This is a genomic window from Shewanella colwelliana (assembly GCF_001735525.1).
Lineage (GTDB): Bacteria > Pseudomonadota > Gammaproteobacteria > Enterobacterales > Shewanellaceae > Shewanella > Shewanella colwelliana.
Genome location: NZ_MCBT01000044.1, coordinates 49,351 through 66,165 on the forward strand (window position 1 = coordinate 49,351; position 16,815 = coordinate 66,165).

The following is a 16,815-nucleotide window of genomic DNA, read 5'->3' on the forward strand; positions in this document are numbered from 1 at the left end:
AAGCTCACTTAGCCAATTCCCACCCAGCCAAACGCTACATAAGCTAATCCCCAAAATGCCATCCCTTCATTCCAAGGCCAACCCACTTTGGGGCAAAAGCACATTAGCTTTTTACTCGCCACTCACACCAAATGCAGCTTAATCGAAGCAACGTTAGAACCCAAGTGTAAACGCGGCTGCGGCCTTTGCCAGCAGGGATGCTGGCGTAGAGCCCACAAGGATGTGCTTGCGGCGTGTCGCAGAAGTGTTTGCACATAAGCTCACCGCAGGTGATAGATTGCCATGAAGGTTCACCTTCAAACACCCGTTCCAAAAAAGACTCCGCCAATCACTACCCAGACAAAGCAAAAAAATGCCAAACCTGCATTCCAAGGCCAATCCACTTTGGGGCATTTTCGAGTTACCCTCCGTAGAGCTAGATCAACAAGAGTTAGACTAACTCGGCGTTCCCCTTAGCAGCCGAGAAAAAGTAAAACTGAGCTGAAAAAAAAGCGAGCCATTTCTGGTTCGCTTTTTAATGTAGTTATGAGCGTTTCGCTATCTAGCCAGTCACAATCTTAATTACAGTCACAATCTTAATTACAGTCACAATCTTAATTACAGTCACAAACTTCATTAAAATAGTCACAAACTTCATTAACACTCATCAACTAAGCAGCAATTATTCGTAATCGCTGATCGGAACGCAAGAACACATCAAATTACGGTCTCCATAAACATCATCGATACGGTTAACCGTTGGCCAGAACTTATTCGCCTTAACCGATGCTGTTGGGAACACAGCTGTCTCACGGCTGTAAGGACGTGAATCAAACTCGCTGTCCATAATGTCAGCCATAGTATGTGGTGCGTTATGTAGTGGGTTGTTATCCGCTGGCCACTCGCCTGCTTCAACACGGGCAATCTCGCCACGGATTGAGATCATGGCTTCAACGAAACGGTCTAGTTCAACCATTGACTCAGATTCTGTTGGCTCAATCATCAGCGTACCCGCAACTGGGAAACTCATGGTTGGCGCGTGGAAACCATAGTCGTTTAGACGCTTAGCGATATCCATTTCGGTAACACCCGAGGTTTCTTTTAGTGGGCGTAAATCCAAAATACACTCGTGGGCTACGCGATCATTACGGCCAGTAAATAGCACTGGGTAATGAGCAGACAGCTTCTTCATCACGTAGTTAGCGTTTAACAGTGCCATTTGCGTAGACTGCTTAACCCCTTTTGTGCCTAACAGCTTAATGTACATCCAGCTGATAGGTAGAATGCTTGCGCTGCCATAAGGCGCGGCAGAAACCGCACCATTGTTGTCGCTTTCGCGGCCTGGCTTAACTAAGACGTGACCCGCTACGAATGGTGCAAGGTGTGCTTTAACACCGATTGGGCCCATACCTGGACCACCGCCACCATGTGGAATAGCAAAGGTTTTGTGTAAGTTAAGGTGCGAGACGTCTGCACCGATAAAGCCTGGTGAAGTTAGACCCACTTGCGCGTTCATGTTGGCACCATCTAAGTAAACTTGGCCGCCATGTTGATGAACGATTTCGCACACTTCACGGATTGATTCTTCATACACACCGTGAGTCGATGGATAGGTGATCATGATGCACGACAGGCTGTCAGCAAGCTCGCTCGCTTTAGTGCGGAGATCGTCTAGGTCTACGTTACCTTGCTTATCACACGCCGTGACCACAACCTTCATGCCAGCAAGCTGTGCAGAAGCAGGGTTGGTACCGTGGGCGGATTGTGGGATTAAACAGATGTTACGGTGCGCGTCGCCGCGAGACTCGTGGTACTTCTGAATAGCAAGTAGACCCGCGTACTCACCTTGTGCTCCTGAGTTAGGCTGGATACAGACAGCGTCATAACCTGTGATGTTAACGAGGAAGTCGGACAACTCATTGATCAGCTGTGTGTAACCTTCTGCTTGGTCTAGCGGGCAGAATGGGTGCATGTTAGCAAATTCTGGCCAGCTTACCGGTAGCATCTCCACGGCCGCATTTAGCTTCATGGTGCATGAACCTAATGAGATCATTGAGTGGTTTAGGGCTAAATCTTTGTTCTCTAGACGCTTAATGTAACGCATCATTTCAGTTTCGCTTTGGTAGCGATTGAATGTTGGGTGCGTTAATACGGCGTCTTGACGAATAAGGTCTGCAGGGATTGAACTGTGTCCATTTGCCAAAATGTCAGCATCAATTGCCGCCACATCTAGACCATGCCCTTCGCCTAACATCACATCAAACAGTACGGCGATATCTTCACGTGTTGTGGTTTCATCTAAGCTGACACCCAATACGCCATCGGCATCAATACGCAGGTTTAGTTCAGCGGCAGTGGCGCGAGCAGTTATCGCAGCGACATCGGCACCTTGAACACTGATGGTATCGAACCAGGTGTTGTTGACTAGGCTTAGGCCTTTAGCTTGTAGGCCAGCAGCTAAGATATCAGCAAAACGGTTAATGCGTGATGCGATAGTCTTAAGCCCTTGTGGGCCATGGAATACAGCGTAGAACGACGCCATGTTGGCCAAAAGAATTTGCGCAGTACAGATGTTTGAGTTGGCTTTTTCACGGCGAATGTGTTGCTCGCGCGTTTGCATCGCCATACGCAGTGCTTGGTTGCCACGGGTATCTTTAGATACACCAATAATACGACCCGGCATTGAACGCTTGTGCTCGTCACGGGCAACAAAAAATGCCGCGTGTGGCCCACCGTAACCCATTGGCACGCCAAAGCGCTGTGCACTACCAAAAACCACATCAGCACCCATCGCGCCTGGTGATTTAAGCAGTACCAGTGACATGATGTCAGCGGCAACGGTAACAATGGCTTTTTTCTCTTTCAGCTGGGCAAACAGCTCTGTGTAGTCAGTGATTTGGCCATGACGGTTAGTGTATTGGAACAAGGCACCAAATAGCTCATAGTTAGCCGCTTCGTTGGCTGGACCAACAACAATCTCGAATCCAAAGCATTCGGCACGAGTTTTAACCACGTCTAATGTTTGTGGAAATACGTCATCGGCAACAAAGAAGATGTTCGCTTTTTTCGCTTTAGAAACACGCTTAGCTAATGCCATGGCTTCTGCCGCAGCGGTGGCTTCATCAAGCAGTGAAGCTGAGGCTAAATCAAGACCAGTCAAGTCCATCGACATCTGCTGGAAGTTTAGAATGGCTTCTAAACGGCCTTGTGCGATCTCTGGCTGGTATGGCGTATAAGCCGTGTACCAACCTGGGTTTTCAAACACGTTACGCAAAATGACGTTCGGCACTTGTACGCCGTAGTAGCCCATACCGATATAGCTTTTGAATACTTTGTTTTTATCAGCAATATTACGGATATAAGCGATACCTTCAGCTTCGCCACAAGAATCACCAATGGTTAACTCTTGTGCTAAACGAATTTTACCCGGTACGGTTTGGGCAGTTAGGTCTTCTAAAGACTCTGCGCCAATGAAGTTCAACATGGTTTGTTGTTGTGCTTCATCTGGACCAATATGACGAGTTAAAAACAGTTCGTGCTGTTCTAATTGTGTAAGGGTTTGCTTGGTCATGATTAACCTTGTTCCAATTTGCCAGTTTTACAGCTGTAGGGCACAAAACTGGGTAAGTGTGTAGATGGGTATAGTACGTCTGCATCGTTATTAACGTGCACGTTACTAACGATACTTAGGCTATATAGCCTGATTATGTTTACGCTTTAACACATAACAAAGAAGCTCCCGAGGGAGCTTCTCAGTATCGACAAGATTTACTCTTCGTCGATAACCTCTTGATAACCTTCGGCATCAAGTAAGTTGTCTAATTCTGACTCATCAGAAGGCATTACGCGGAAGAACCAACCGTCGCCGTATGCGTCGCTGTTAACTAGCTCTGGAGAATCTTCAAGTGACTCGTTAACAGCCAAGACTTCACCAGATAAAGGTGCGTAGATGTCTGAAGCCGCTTTAACAGATTCAGCAACCGCGCAATCTTCACCAGCCGTGACAGTGTCACCGACTTCTGGCAATTCAACAAACACCATGTCGCCAAGTAGCTCTTGGGCGTGCTCACTGATACCAACAGTGTATGAACCGTCAGACTCTTTACGGATCCATTCGTGTGAAGAAGCGTACTTTAGTTCAGCTGGAATATTGCTCATTTTTTCGTTCCTTAATCTGATGTTCTAATTCTTTATTGATTAAATCGATTTGTTATTTTAGCACTCACAGCGTCAATCTGTTTGTCGTGCTAGCTCATGTGCAATAACGCAAAATGAGCAATGACGACAACCTAAGTTACCGTCATTTAACATTTAAACCTAAAAAGCTTGTTTACCGTTGCGTACAAAGCTAGGTGCGATCACTTTAACAGGGACGCGCTTTTTACGCATCTCTACTTCTGCGACATCGCCAACAGAATTAGGCACGCGTGCCATGGCAATTGAATAGCCTAAGGTGGGTGAGAAGGTACCACTAGTGATGGTGCCTTGCTGCTCAACACCGTCAGCATCGGTAAAGAACACTGACATGCCAGGGCGGATAACACCTTTGGCTTCCATCACGAGTCCAACAAGCTTATCTGCGCCAGCGGCTTTAATGGCAGTTAAGGCTTCACGGCCGATAAAGTCACGATCGCTTGGCTCCCATGCAATGGTCCAACCCATGTTGGCCGCGAGCGGGTTAACGCTTTCGTCCATATCTAGGCCATACAGGTTCATGCCCGCTTCTAAACGTAAGGTATCACGCGCACCAAGACCACAAGGTCTAACACCTGTGTCGAGTAGCGCTTGCCACAGTGCAGCCGCTTCATCTTCTGGTACGATAATTTCGTAGCCCGTTTCACCGGTATAACCTGTGGTAGCAATAAATAGCGAACCTGACTGCACACCAAAGAAAGGCTTCATTCCTTCTACGGCTGCATTTTGCTCATCAGAGAAAACCGCAGCGGCTTTGGCCTTTGCATTAGGACCTTGTACGGCAATCATGGCTAATTCTGGACGCTCAGTGATGGTCACATCGAAGCCTTTAACTTGCTCGGCTATCCAAGCTAAATCTTTTTCGCGAGTCGCCGAGTTAACCACGATGCGGTAATGAGTATCGTTGAGATAATAGGTGATCAGATCGTCAATTACGCCCGCGTTATGGTCTAGCATGCCACCGTAAAGCGCCTTACCCGGCACTTTAAGTTTAGCTACGTCATTAGCAAGCAGTTTACGCAGGAAATCACAGGCTTGGGTACCAGTCACATCAACAACAGTCATGTGCGAAACGTCAAACATACCGGCGTCTTGACGCACTGCATGGTGTTCTTCGATTTGAGAGCCGTAGTTAATCGGCATATCCCAGCCGTGGAAATCAACCATCTTGGCGTTTGCTTCCAAGTGCTTGTTAAAGAGTACTGTTTTATTAGCCATTATTATCTCTTCTTTATGCCCTTTTCGGGTCTTACCTGCTGATGACTGTCTGTTTTCGCACTATTTGTAATAAACCCATTAGGTCAGGTTTACCCACAAATGCTGTTGCGATACAGCCATCTAAGTGTACTTATGTCAGCACACCCCAGCGAGGGTACGTTGGGTCAGGATGTGATTGCAGCGATGCATTGCTGCATCCATTGCGTCGAATAAGATGCATTGTTAACACCGTCGCTGGTATCAAAATGCGGCGAAATTATACCTTGCGTCACAGTTTTGTATACAAGAGAATTTTCTAATCCGAAGCGTTTTTTCATTACTTTTTCTCATGTTAAAAATGTAGTTTTTTTACATAAAGTTCAGTAATTCAAATGAATTATGTTCAAACACTTGTATTTAAAAACAAAAAGTCATTAAGACTAGGCTTTACCTTGGCTACTGACACAATTTTGGCAGACGGTTTTTGTTGCCCATCGCCTGTTGCATAAACAGTGTTTTCACAGGAGAAAGGTTATCGACCAAATTTAGGCCCAGATCGCGAATCGCTTTTTTCACCGGATTACTGCCATCAAAGAGGCGTTTAAAGCCTTCCATTGCCGCTATCATCTCTAATGCGTCAGCTTTACGCCACCGCTCCAACGCACGCAAGTTAGCGTAGTCGCCGATATCTTTACCTTTCAGTTTTAGCTCAGCTAAGGTTTCGATAATCGCAGCGGCATCAAGGAAACCTAGGTTTACCCCTTGTCCAGCTAATGGGTGAATAGTGTGCGCAGCGTCGCCAGCAAGTAATAGACGATGGCGAGCGAAATGCCGCGCGTAACGCATTCGTAACGGAAATGCTTGTGGCTCACTCTCTAGTTTACATAAGCCCAGTTTGCCGTCGAACGCGGCTGTAAGGCTGCGCTCAAACTGAATTGCCTCACCCTCTAGCAAGGTTTGCGCTTTGGCTGGCGGCACTGACCAAACGATGGAGCAGAGATTATTTTCAAACAGCGGTAAGAACGCCAATGGGCCATCGCTGAGAAACACTTGTCTGGCTGTCGCATTATGAGGAAGTTCGGTGCGGATAGTGGCAACAATGGCATGATGCCCATAGTCCCAAAAGGTCATGGGGATTTTGCACTGTTCTCGCACCCAAGAGTTGGCCCCATCGGCACCGATCACCAATGCCGCAGATAGGTTGTCACCATTGTCTAGTGTAAGCCAAGCTTCGCGCTCGCCAAAGGCGATCTTGTCGAGACGGCGATTTTCAAGATGGGTAATCGTCTCAAGCTCAGCGGCGCGAGTGGCCAGCGCATGGCTGATATTGTCATTTTCAACAATACTGCCTAAGGTTTGCTCGCTAATTGAGTGAGCGTCAAAGCCGATTTTACCTAGGCCATCTTTATCCCAAACGGCCATTTTTTGATAGGGTCCCATGCGTGACTCGTCAATATAAGCCCATGCACCAAGTTGGCTGAGTAAACGCTGGCTGGCTTTATTGATAGCGCTCACACGTAGGCGAGCATCACCTGACACCGCTTGGGTTTCTCCGGCATCGATAACCACCACCCGACAGTCATCCATGGCGAGCCCTATGGCCGTTGCCAGCCCGACCATTCCGCCGCCAACAATGGCTACATCATAGGTTTGTGTACTGAACATAAGGAGATCCTTTATAGAGACTGAGTCGTTGTGGGTGATTTCCAACCCATGGCTTTACGTGCCACCGGCGTTTTAAGTGGTGGACACCATGAGAGCAAGCGCAGGCCAAAGTTACGTCCAGCCACCAAAGGCCAATGATCGTTGGAGAAACCACGCACAAGGAAATCTACACTGGCGATGGTGGAATCTCTGTCTGCTTGACGTCGTTGCAAATATCGATGGGTTAACTGCGCGCCACCAATGTCTTGATTGTTTGCTAATGCCTGTTTGACCACATCAAGCAAACACACCAGATCCCGTAGACCTAAGTTAAAGCCCTGACCCGCTATCGGGTGCAAGGTTTGCGCGGCATTACCAATAAACACAGTGCGTTGATAGATAGGTCGCAGCATATAAGAGAGTGTTAACGGATAAGTCACTCGTTCACCCACATCAACAAAGCGACCTGCGCGATTGCCAAAAGCTTGCTGTAACCCATCGAGAAAGACTTGTTTGTCGGCATTTTGCATCATTTCGGCCTGGCCTGGTGCTAACGCCCATACCAGTGAAACGCGTGACTGACCATCAACATTAGCCATAGGCAATACTGCAAGAGGACCAGTGTCAGTGAAGCGCTCAAATGCCCAGTTGCCATGAGGTTTGTCGGCTAAAACATTAGCCACCACCGCCACTTGATCAAAGTCGACCTGCTCAAGAGGCAACTTAAAGCTTTGCCGCACCACAGAATTAACGCCATCGGCGGCAACCACCAGCTTGGCGCTCAGCTGCGTGCCGTCATCGAGTTGTAGCTGATTAGCATCGATACCCGCAGTAATGCTGGACAATTTTGCAGGACAATAGAGGGTAATATCTTGTTTATCTAGCTGGTTAAAGAGCGCTTTACCTACTTGTTCTAGCTCAACGACTTGGCCTAAATAGGGCAGATGGAAATCGCTAGCGTTAAGTGTAGTCATACCAAAATGGCCGCGATCTGAGACGTGGATATTCTCGATCGCGGTACCCAGGTGCGCCAATTTAGGCCAGATCCCGAGACGGGAAAGTTCAAAAATAGAACCTTGTGCAATAGCAATAGAGCGAGCATCAAAGCCGGGATGTTCATTACCAGGACGGCTGGCTTCTATCAGCGCAACCTTCAGTGGGCGGTTAAGCGCTTGTGACAGGCTTTTCAGCCCTAGGGCTAAAGTAGCCCCAGCCATAGCGCCACCGACGATGGCGATATCAAACTCAATATTTTTTGGAGATGGAATCGAGGCAGTCATTCACTTTCTCTATTTGTGGCGGGGAGTTAGCACTACCCGCCTCGTCAACAGGCGTCAATATTAATGAACTTTTGGGTCTTGATCTTTGATCTCACTCGGTTCAGGACCGAATTCGGCGTAGCACAATAGTGCCCCCATACGGGCAAACTCCATCAGCTCGATGTAGGCTGCTTCTGATTCGTCGTCGTCGCCGACATCAAACTCCACCTGCGCGATCTCAGCCAGATCATTAATCACCTCTTTAACATCTCGTGAACCACGATTAAGCTTTGGCTGCACAATAGCAAGTCCGGTTAAAAAGCTTTGTACCCACAAAGATAGCGCCTCGACACGTTTAGAGAGCGGCTCTTCCTCTTCGGGCGCCATGGGCGTAAAGCCAAAGTCGACATCAGTGATGCGAGCCAGCGTGTCTTGATATAACTCTTCTAACAAATGAGTCAGTGATGGAGGCGGCAGCTGACCGTCATTAATCAGTTCAAGTAGCGGCTGTAACCATTCGCTTTTAGCCTGCCCCACCCCACCACAAATTAGGCCTACAAGTGAACCATGAACTTCTACTGGGTGTTGTGCAATTTCAGCAGCATTGAGCTCGGCCATTAAACTATCGATACTTAAAGAAGGAGGCATTGCCATAGCGATTTCCAATCATGTTTGTCTGAGCACATGCTAGCAGAATTGACCAAACCGACCAAGGTAAAAAGCGCCGAGAAAACAGGAGGCCAGTAGCGAGAAGTTTTGCCGTCTCGCTGACTATTCCAGCGTTTATTGGTTATCTAAACAACATTTAATCTAACATTGCGCTATTAGCGCCCAAGTCTTATTGCACTTTAACAACCAGACCGATATAGTCCGCTCAACAACAGGATAAAAGGATCTACATCGCAATGAGTAGCCATGCTATAGAAATTAGCTTATTGGGCCGTACCTACTCCATCGCTTGTCCTATTGGGCAAGAAGATGCATTGCGCCATGTAGCCACGAAACTTGAAAAGCAGTTGAGTACCCTGCGGGCTCGTACCAATAATTTGAGCCGGGAAGAGATTGCCATCATGGCTGCGTTAAATATTGGCTATGAGTTGTTAGAAGAACAACAAAAGAATCAAGATTATATTAAGCAGATGGATGACAAAATTGGTCTGCTGCAATCCACCTTAGAAAGTGCGCTGGTTGAGCGTTCAACTAAGGACGATTAATTAGCTAACCCTTTAGATAAGAAGTTAGCTACCGCTTAGTGAACAGTTTGCTAAGCTATAATGGTAAGCCAAATAATATTGACATTGGCTTGATACGTTAACGTATCAATGTAACGTTTTTGCTCCCTGTGGTGTGCGTGAGTCGGTTATGTCCCTGTGCCGATATTTACAAACTCAGGGTGAATGCTTTAATGACATTGTGCAAGCTCGGCGCGAACCGAGAAGCCTTAGGATTTAATCATTTACCCGCCTTGAACCTACGGTTCAAGGGCTACACCGGTAACGGCATCTTGGGGAGCAATTCAAATAAAATTCCATCGCCTTAAACAGCGGTGGTTTTTTTATGCCTTAAGATAGCCACTAAACAGATAGCCACCTTGAAACCTCTATGGGCTCAAGGGCGACACAGGTATCGGCATCTTGGGGAGCAATTCAAATAAAATACCATCGCCTTAAACAGCGGTGGTTTTTTTATGCCTTAAGAGAATAACCAAACAGATAGTCACCTTGAAACCTCTATGGGCTCAAGGGCGACACCGGTATCGGCATCTTGGGGAGCAATTCAAATAAAATACCATCGCCTTAAACAGCGGTGGTTTTTTTATGCCTTAAGATAGCCACTAAACAGATAGTCACTAAACAAATAGCCACCTTAAAACATCTATGGTCGATAAGGTCTCAGTGTCAGGTATAAAAAACCTCCGAGCGCTTTGCCGCCTTGGGCACATTTTCGCCCCGCCTACCCAACCTTAACGCAACGAGCCCACCACAAGAATGTTACACCTGCAACCTGACCACAAAAACTCCCCGCACGCCTAAACACGCCAAGGTTTTCTTTTGTGAGGAAAGGCGAATTTAGTCGTAAAAGAGATAGCTAAAATACCTTAGCAACATAATTTTCAAACTCAACCTAAGCTAGGCTAAACATGTACCACAGAATCTCAATCGGCTACCGTATCCGAAAACAACTTGCAGCATTGAGCATACAGATCCCGAAGTCCATACATTATTGGAAACGGATTAAGGTCGATCCTAATATCAAGATTGAGCAAAACAGTGCCTTTATCAAGGGCAAGGTTCTACACTCTATGGGAGCTTATTCATACTCTCGCAGCAGCTTGCCACAAAATACGATAGTAGGGCGCTATTGCTCTATCGCACGAAATGTTACTAGCTTAGGTTTTCAGCATCCGCTAGAACGCTTTAGCACGAGCTCTGTCACCTATTCAAATGACGAGTTTCAACTACCTTCGCTACCCGAAGGCTTTTTAAAAACCTACGGAGAGCCTAAATCCCCCGCTATAACCATCATGAATGATGTATGGATAGGTAATAATGCCGTGCTAAAACCTGGTATTCGTATCGGCAACGGCGCAGTCATTGCCGCCAATGCCGTAGTAACGAAAGATGTGCCCGATTACGCCATTGTCGGTGGTATTCCTGCCAAAGTTATCCGCTACCGCTTCACGACAGAGGTAATAAAAGCACTACTTGCGTTACAATGGTGGGATTATGACTTTTTAGATTTTCACGATATACCATTAGATTCTGATATTAATAGCTTTATTGAGTCTTTAAGGCATAATATTAAACACAAAAACATTAGTAAACTTTCGCCGAATTATTTTAGTTTAACTGGAATTAAGACCTCAAAGTGAATCGCTCTGAACTGCGTCAAACAGTACGTCAATTACGCCGAGCCCTGTCGAGCAGTGAGCAGCGTCAATTTGCGCAACAAGCTTGCCAGCAAGCCTTGATGGTGATTAATCAACATAAAGTTAAACGTATCGCACTCTATTTGACCAATGACGGGGAGCTGGATACGCGCCCCTTAATTGAGGCGTTATGGCAACAAGGGATTTCGGTTTACTTGCCTAGATTACATCCATTTTCTCAGGGTAATTTACTCTTCTTCAACTATGCGCCCACCAGCCACCTCACACAAAACAGCTTAAAAATATGGGAACCTAAACTTGATATAACCCAAATGGTCTTACCACATCAGCTGGATATGGTGATTACCCCTCTGGTCGCTTTCGATCAACAAGGAAACAGAATGGGTATGGGGGGCGGGTTTTATGATAGGACATTAGCTAACTGGCAACAGCAAGGTAAACCCTACCCAGTGGGATTTGCTCATAACTGCCAGGGCGTAAAACAGTTACCAACGCAACATTGGGATGTGCCATTACCTTTGATCATCACGCCACAAAAAACCTACCATTACTCCTTAACATCAAGGTCAATGGCATCGGACGATTGAGCGACAAATTGCTCAACCCAATAATCATTACTTTCAAAGCCATGGGTCTGTAACAGCACTGCTAATTCACCATTGTTAACCATGGTATCCAGCCCCTGATTAAAAGCTGTGATCACCTGCTGGTGTTTACCATAGGTTTTCGCGATGCCAATATGAAAACGCTCCACACTCAAGGGCCCACCTAGCACTTCAAACTGCCCTTCAAATTCACTGCCGGGTAAGTTAATTAGATATTTAGCAACATCGTCACTGATTAGCACTAAATCGACTCTTCCTAACAGCAGCTTCTTTAAGTTCTCTTTGTCGGAACTTGCCTCCTCGGTTGTAAGCTGTGCCTGTGAGAAGCGTTGTGGGTTAGCGTATCCACGACCAATACCGATACGATACCCTTTAAGATCACTCATTTGTTCAAATTTAATCCTGCTGTTGCTACGTTTATAGAGCACTATGTTTACCGATAACAACGGCTTGGAAAAAGCGATCCATTGCTCTCGTTCGGGGCGATACCAGACACCAATAATACCTTGTGCATAGCCATTCTTAATTAAGGTCGTCGCCCTGACAAACGGAAAAAATTGATGTTCGATTTCGTAGCCCGCTTGCTGAAAAGCTTGCTGCACCATGTCAAAAACTACACCTTTATTTTCTAGCATTGAAGAATAAAATGGTGGGTAATCATTGGAAACCGTATTAAGACGCAATGGCTCAGCCACACTAGGAGAGGAAAATAAAGTGCAGAGGCAAACAAGCCAAGCGGTTCGCCGCACCATTTTTATTAGCCTAACGATTGTCTTTGCCATAAGCTCTGCGTCTCTTAAGCAGAATGTATCTCATTCAAAGTTTAGTCTACTTTCGCTAATTTTCTTTATCATCCGCAACACAGTTGCTCAATAGCACTCAGACTTAGCGGCCGACAGGAGATATGCTAACCTAGTGCAATATTCTCTATGCTTGAGACCCTATACCATGACGAAACTATTACCCCTTATTCTGTTACCTGCATTGCTAATACTCAATGGATGTAGTGCCCCCCAAAGTAAGATGACAACGCCTAAACCAGTTAAGACAGCACAAACGGTTACCTATGCAACTGGAGATAACAGCCAAAATTCCTTAGATTGGCCGGGTGAATATACAGGAGTGATACCTTGTGCCAGTTGTGAAGGCATTGATATCCATTTGATCTTGCATGCCGACTTCAGTTACCAGTTGACCCAAGGCTATTTGGGCAAACAAGATACGCCCACAGTGCAGGAGGGTGTGTTCATTTGGAATAACCGCGGCAGTGCTATTACCTTAGATAACTCGTCCACACCGATGCAGTTTCAGGTCGGCGAAAACCAACTGTTTATGTTGAACCAAAACGGTGAACCTATCACTGGTGCTCTCGCACAGCACTATCGATTGCAAAAGCACTAACCGTTGGAATAATAAAAAGGCTTAATAAGTCACCTCATTAAGCCTTTAAAACGTCATAAAAACTAATTTATTGTCTATTTACACCATAACTTTTCGCACGGCATCTCACCCACCAGTTTTTCAAACCCTGGGCAATGTTGCACAAAATAGGTCGCTTCTTGGCATGAGGTCATCTGCAAGCATTGTCGACGACTGTCACAGCTAAATACCACATCACTCAAATCGCGCTTACCGACATAATATTCTGAACCTGCTGGGAATAGCCCTTCTGGTGGTTTATTGGTGTTTTCTGGGGCAAACTGATAGCTGTTCATTACCAGATATAAGATACAGGCAAAGACAGCAGTGCAGGCAACAATGGAGAGTTTAATACGCCAACTTAGCGGCTCGTTGGCATAAGATGAGGTATCGGAAGCAAAAGGCGAAATAAGCTTGATCGGATTGCCGAGGTCAACCTCGGCAACTAACACCTTCATATCAGTGAAGCTATCTTTCCACATTCGATACACAACAGTATCGCCAACTTGTGGGGCATGAGCATAGGGGTAAAGATTTATCCCTTTGATACGCAGGGCTTCGGTACCACCTTCGGGCATGATAAACCCAACGCGATACTGTTGATCCCAACTAATAAGCGTTCCTCGCTTCTGTCTTCTATCCATATCCTACCAGCCTTAATGCTAAGCGCTGACCATTGATTAGCACAGGCTAATAATCAACGCTTCTTCCCTGATATTGGCAATCAAAAAATAAGTAACATAATTGTTACAACATCATATGACTATAATCAGCTTTTTCTCATCAAGCAAGTATGATTAGATGAAATCACTGCCCCAAGTTACACCTGCCAGTCGATACTTTTGTCCCCTTGAGATAAAAGCAACTGATTGATTTTAGAAAAGTGTTGGCAGCCAAAAAATCCTCGGTATGCCGATAGCGGTGATGGGTGAGGCCCACTCAGCACCTGATGCTGTGGCGCATTGATCAGCTTACCTTTCTTGATGGCATGACCGCCCCACAACACAAAAATAATCGGACGACTCTGGGCATTAAGCAGCTTGAGTGCGTTGTCAGTAAAAGTTTCCCAACCACTTTTAGCATGAGAATGCGCTTTACCCTGTTCAACCGTGAGCACTGTGTTTAACATCAACACCCCTTGGCGTGCCCAAGCTTCGAGGTAACCGTGATTTGGAGTCGTGAATCCCACAATATCGGTGGCCAGCTCTTTATACATGTTTACCAAGGAGGGCGGCGTCTTAATACCGGGTTTGACAGAAAAACACAATCCGTGCGCCTGCCCTGGCCCATGATAGGGATCTTGGCCAATCAGCACGACTCGCACATCATTTAGCGCCGTGTAGTTAAAGGCATTAAAGACTTCATCTTGTGCTGGGTATATCAACTTGCCTGCATCTCGTTCGCCCTGAATAAAACGGGTAAGCTCTGCAAAATAGGTTTGCTGTTGCTGATCATTAATAAACCCTTGCCAACTATTGATGTTCGCCATAAGTCCTTCTCATCATTTAATAAAAACCTGCCTACGCTGACATTTGTTCAGTAAGTCAAAGACAGCTTTGCGCAAAAACATTATAATTTACCGTATCTAAGGATTCATTGTACCTAATTGTGCAGGGGGAATAAGTGATAAGTTCTACTAAGCGCTTGCAAGGTTTTACCTTAATCGAGCTAGTTGTGGTGATTATTGTGCTCGGCATTCTCGCTGTGGTCGCTGCCCCGAAATTTCTTAATGTTTCACAAGATGCGCAGATCGCCACAGTAAAAGCGACTGGTGGTGCATTTAAATCGGGGATCAATCTAGCACGTTCTGTGTGGGCCGTGCGAGTGGGCTCTGGCCCTGCTGAGAACCTACCGACCTTTGGCGACGCCGAAGAGGGCGAGATAGATTTCAATGCCAATGGCTGGCCTGCACAACATTATTACACCGATAATGAGCCCTCTCCCCAGCTTGATAACGTAGAAGATTGCATCTCAGTTTGGGAGACGCTCTTTCAAGGCGATGAGCCCAGTGTATCTCGCTTCGACAGCACAACAGATACGGATTACAAAGCCAACTATGTCTCAGTTAATCAATGCCGTTATGACTTTAGCGACAATCAAAGTTTAAGCATTTACTATGACTCACGCGATGGCAGCGTAATTGTCGACGTCGATCCCAACAGCTAACGACACTCAAAATAATTAACGGTCACGAGAGTCGATTGATTCGGCTCTTGCTTTCTCACCACAGCACGCTTCCACGTTCCCCACACTATAATCAGACTGCTGATATCGATACAGATCTCATTACCTTAAATTTGATGATTCATTAACGGCTAATTTACGCTAATATCTCCTCACAAAAATCGCTAATAGTGAGCAGAACATGTCCGAAAACAAAACAGAAACCACCATTTTCCAATTAGCCGATCAATTTATTGCACTCGCCAATGAGCTAAGCGGAAAAGAGCAAGATGTCGGTAAAGTTGGCACAGCAATGCGTTTTGCTGCTGCGCGTTTTAACGCTTTTGAAGCCTCTCTTAAGTCATCTGACTTAGCCGCAGAAAAAGCAAATGCGCTAGAGTGGTTTAGCAACGAATATAAAGAGATGCTTAGCGATAACTTGGATGATCATATCGATAATCCGCCTGGTGCAAATAAAGAACCCGTTAAAGATGATTCTGTGCAAGTGTTCAACGGCTAAGGTCTAGGCTCTAGACACAAGGTTTAATGAAAAATTAAAATGCCATCGTTTCCATTTAAGCCACGATGGCATTTTTGTCTCCACCGCCTTTTCAGCACTAGTCCTTTTCACGAACGCTAACCATAAGGCCCAAATCCCCTTTAGCACTTCTGTCGATGCCTTGCCCGCCGCTTGCTATTTCGGCACTTTAGTCCTAAGCGCTTTAAGCCTTCTTAAGCTTCACACCTTAAATAGTCACCACGACTCGAATTGCCAACAAAATCAGTACTACACCAGAAAGTTTATCTATCAATGCAGCCTTCTGCTTCAATTTGGGCAACACCGACTGGTGCGACAGTAACAGCGCAATAATGGTGTACCATAGCCCATCGACAATAAGCGGCGTTAGCACGATAAGTGATTGCCCAACAAGGCTATCTGCCGCCAACACAAATTGACTAAATAGCGCCAAAAAGAACAGCATAATCTTTGGATTAAACAGTGATATGGCCAAGCCATCACGAGCAGCGGTATAGGCGTCGGTCGACTTTCCTGCAGCCAGTTTTTCTGACATCCCCCCTTTGGAACGCAATGCCTGTACGCCCATCCACGCCAGATACAATGCACCGATAATCGCGATAGCATTAAATAGCATGGGGGCTTGCTTTAGCAACACCGCCAACCCAAGCAAAGTCACTAACGCGTAGATACCTATACCGATAGAATGAGCCCACGCACAGATAATGCCTTTGGCACGCCCACCGCCTAATGTATGGCGAACCACCATCGCCAAGCTCGGCCCCGGAGACATGGCCCCCAAACAACAGATAGCTAATAGACTTAGCCATGCACTAAAACTCATCGAGCTTCCCTTTTCATTATCTATATGACCCTAGGTTTAATAAATCTCATCGCGATGCTGTATCGTTTTACAAATGAGCTGGCTCAATATACAACATATCCAGC

At 46.1% G+C, this 16,815-nt stretch carries 16 protein-coding genes and 1 other RNA gene; 7 read left to right on the plus strand and 10 right to left on the minus strand.

Going from position 1 to position 16,815, the window contains the following annotated elements; genetic code table 11:
* Positions 1-661: 661 nt before the first annotated feature.
* From gcvP to BEL05_RS14740, 6 genes are all read right to left on the minus strand, one after another.
* The gene (gcvP, locus tag BEL05_RS14715) at positions 662-3,550 is read right to left on the minus strand and encodes an aminomethyl-transferring glycine dehydrogenase (RefSeq protein WP_028764749.1); all 2,889 of its coding nucleotides are present in this window, start codon (positions 3,548-3,550) and stop codon (positions 662-664) included.
* 197 nt (positions 3,551-3,747) lie between these two features.
* Positions 3,748-4,137, minus strand: a complete 390-nt coding sequence (gene gcvH / locus BEL05_RS14720; RefSeq protein ID WP_028764748.1) for a glycine cleavage system protein GcvH — start codon at positions 4,135-4,137, stop codon at positions 3,748-3,750.
* Between the two features lie 159 nt (positions 4,138-4,296).
* Positions 4,297-5,391, minus strand: coding sequence for a glycine cleavage system aminomethyltransferase GcvT (gene gcvT, locus BEL05_RS14725; protein WP_069671624.1), 1,095 nt, complete (start codon positions 5,389-5,391; stop codon positions 4,297-4,299).
* A 435-nt stretch (positions 5,392-5,826) separates the two neighbouring features.
* Positions 5,827-7,035, minus strand: a complete 1,209-nt coding sequence (locus BEL05_RS14730) for an FAD-dependent monooxygenase (protein WP_069671625.1) — start codon at positions 7,033-7,035, stop codon at positions 5,827-5,829.
* Positions 7,036-7,046: 11 nt separating this feature from the next.
* Entirely contained in the window at positions 7,047-8,294 is a 1,248-nt protein-coding gene (gene ubiH, locus BEL05_RS14735) for a 2-octaprenyl-6-methoxyphenyl hydroxylase (RefSeq protein ID WP_069671626.1), read from the minus strand.
* A 60-nt stretch (positions 8,295-8,354) separates the two neighbouring features.
* A complete protein-coding gene (locus tag BEL05_RS14740; protein ID WP_028764744.1) occupies positions 8,355-8,927 on the minus strand; it encodes a UPF0149 family protein in 573 nt (190 codons plus the stop codon).
* A gap of 251 nt (positions 8,928-9,178) precedes the next feature.
* Here BEL05_RS14740 and BEL05_RS14745 point away from each other — a divergent pair, with 251 nt between their 5' ends.
* The 4 genes from BEL05_RS14745 (at position 9,179) to BEL05_RS14760 (ending at position 11,750) form a co-directional block, all read left to right on the plus strand.
* Positions 9,179-9,487 carry a cell division protein ZapA gene (locus tag BEL05_RS14745; RefSeq protein WP_028764743.1) on the plus strand — a complete coding sequence of 103 codons (309 nt, stop codon included), beginning with the start codon at positions 9,179-9,181 and terminating at the stop codon, positions 9,485-9,487.
* A 120-nt stretch (positions 9,488-9,607) separates the two neighbouring features.
* Positions 9,608-9,788: non-coding RNA, 6S RNA (gene ssrS / locus BEL05_RS14750), on the plus strand.
* 625 nt (positions 9,789-10,413) lie between these two features.
* The gene (locus BEL05_RS21310; protein ID WP_081730647.1) at positions 10,414-11,145 is read left to right on the plus strand and encodes a CatB-related O-acetyltransferase; all 732 of its coding nucleotides are present in this window, start codon (positions 10,414-10,416) and stop codon (positions 11,143-11,145) included.
* Positions 11,142-11,750 carry a 5-formyltetrahydrofolate cyclo-ligase gene (locus BEL05_RS14760; RefSeq protein ID WP_069671627.1) on the plus strand — a complete coding sequence of 203 codons (609 nt, stop codon included), beginning with the start codon at positions 11,142-11,144 and terminating at the stop codon, positions 11,748-11,750. Before BEL05_RS21310 ends, BEL05_RS14760 begins: the two co-directional genes overlap by 4 nt.
* Here BEL05_RS14760 and BEL05_RS14765 read toward each other — a convergent pair.
* Positions 11,711-12,550, minus strand: coding sequence for a substrate-binding periplasmic protein (locus BEL05_RS14765; protein ID WP_083250366.1), 840 nt, complete (start codon positions 12,548-12,550; stop codon positions 11,711-11,713). The genes BEL05_RS14760 and BEL05_RS14765 overlap by 40 nt on opposite strands.
* Before the next feature lie 166 nt (positions 12,551-12,716).
* On the opposite strand from BEL05_RS14765, the gene BEL05_RS14770 reads away from it, so the two are divergent.
* Positions 12,717-13,169 carry a copper resistance protein NlpE gene (locus BEL05_RS14770; RefSeq protein ID WP_028763221.1) on the plus strand — a complete coding sequence of 151 codons (453 nt, stop codon included), beginning with the start codon at positions 12,717-12,719 and terminating at the stop codon, positions 13,167-13,169.
* Positions 13,170-13,243: 74 nt separating this feature from the next.
* On the opposite strand, the gene BEL05_RS14775 is transcribed toward BEL05_RS14770, so the two are convergent.
* Both BEL05_RS14775 and ung read right to left on the minus strand, forming a co-directional pair.
* Positions 13,244-13,831: a hypothetical protein gene (locus BEL05_RS14775; protein WP_028763220.1), complete on the minus strand. Its 588-nt coding sequence runs from the start codon at positions 13,829-13,831 to the stop codon at positions 13,244-13,246.
* Positions 13,832-14,007: 176 nt separating this feature from the next.
* Positions 14,008-14,676 carry a uracil-DNA glycosylase gene (gene ung / locus BEL05_RS14780; RefSeq protein WP_028763219.1) on the minus strand — a complete coding sequence of 223 codons (669 nt, stop codon included), beginning with the start codon at positions 14,674-14,676 and terminating at the stop codon, positions 14,008-14,010.
* Between the two features lie 134 nt (positions 14,677-14,810).
* Between ung and BEL05_RS14785 the strand changes: the two genes are divergently transcribed.
* Together BEL05_RS14785 and BEL05_RS14790 are read left to right on the plus strand one after the other, a co-directional pair.
* Entirely contained in the window at positions 14,811-15,353 is a 543-nt protein-coding gene (locus BEL05_RS14785; RefSeq protein WP_028763218.1) for a pilus assembly FimT family protein, read from the plus strand.
* Between the two features lie 199 nt (positions 15,354-15,552).
* On the plus strand, positions 15,553-15,870 hold the full coding sequence (locus BEL05_RS14790) for a DUF3144 domain-containing protein (RefSeq protein ID WP_069671629.1): 318 nt from the start codon (positions 15,553-15,555) through the stop codon (positions 15,868-15,870).
* Between the two features lie 226 nt (positions 15,871-16,096).
* On the opposite strand, the gene BEL05_RS14795 is transcribed toward BEL05_RS14790, so the two are convergent.
* Positions 16,097-16,711, minus strand: a complete 615-nt coding sequence (locus BEL05_RS14795) for a LysE family translocator (RefSeq protein WP_028763216.1) — start codon at positions 16,709-16,711, stop codon at positions 16,097-16,099.
* Positions 16,712-16,815 lie beyond the last annotated feature (104 nt).